The organism is Lentzea aerocolonigenes (genome assembly GCF_000955955.1).
Taxonomy (GTDB): Bacteria; Actinomycetota; Actinomycetes; order Mycobacteriales; family Pseudonocardiaceae; genus Lentzea; species Lentzea aerocolonigenes_A.
Genome location: NZ_JYJG01000005.1, coordinates 1 through 720, shown reverse-complemented (window position 1 = coordinate 720; position 720 = coordinate 1). Strand labels below are relative to the sequence as shown.

General features: G+C 66.2%; 2 protein-coding genes. One reads left to right on the top strand and one right to left on the bottom strand.

From position 1 onward, the window contains the following. Positions 1 to 151: 151 nt before the first annotated feature. Positions 152 to 457, top strand: a complete 306-nt coding sequence (locus UK23_RS01990) for a hypothetical protein (RefSeq protein ID WP_045309607.1) — start codon at positions 152 to 154, stop codon at positions 455 to 457. Positions 458 to 539: 82 nt separating this feature from the next. Here the strand turns inward: UK23_RS01990 and UK23_RS01985 are convergent. After that, positions 540 to 720 (bottom strand): cold-shock protein (locus UK23_RS01985; RefSeq protein WP_063778031.1); only part of this gene is annotated, 181 nt, incomplete at its 5' end.

Here is a 720-nt window from a genome sequence, read left to right as displayed (position 1 = left end):
CCCCCACCCCCGGACCCCCGTAGGTTGCCCTCATCGCACGGTGTTCCGGCGCTGGCGCGGGAGATCCACTCTGCGTGGGCCTCATTTACACCTTGGGGTGACTCAGGTCACAGGGGTTTGGCTTCCGTGACCGAGCCGTTATCGTGTGCCGGTGCCTATCGGATCCCTCGGACGCTCCAAGTCCGGCCGTCACCGTCCCGCGGACGAACCGCAGGCCGACGAGACGCTGCCCGACGAGGAGCTGACCTCTTACCTCGCAGCACTGGCCCCGGACTCGGACAACGAGACGACCGCATCGGGCTTCGGCAACGCGCAGGTGTACCAGCTGCGGCTGCAGCTGATGGCCAACGAACAGCTCAAGGAGCTCGCCGCGGAGCGCCAGACGTCCCCGCAGGCGCTCGCCACGGAGTGGGTCATGCAGCGACTGGAGTGGGAAGCGCGTCAGCGCGGCCACTAAGACCGGTCAACTACAACGAAAAAGGACCCTCGGCCGAGCCCGGCCGAGGGTCCTTCTCATGTGCGACTAGATTTGCGGCGAATCAGACCGCACGAACGTTCTGGGCCTGCGGCCCCTTGGTGCCCTGGCCGACCTCGAACTCCACGCGCTGGTTCTCCTCCAGGGTCCGGAAGCCCTGACCCTGGATCTCCGAGTAGTGGACGAAGACGTCTGCGCCGCCGTTGTCCTGGGCGATGAAGCCGAAGCCCTTCTCGGAGTTGAAC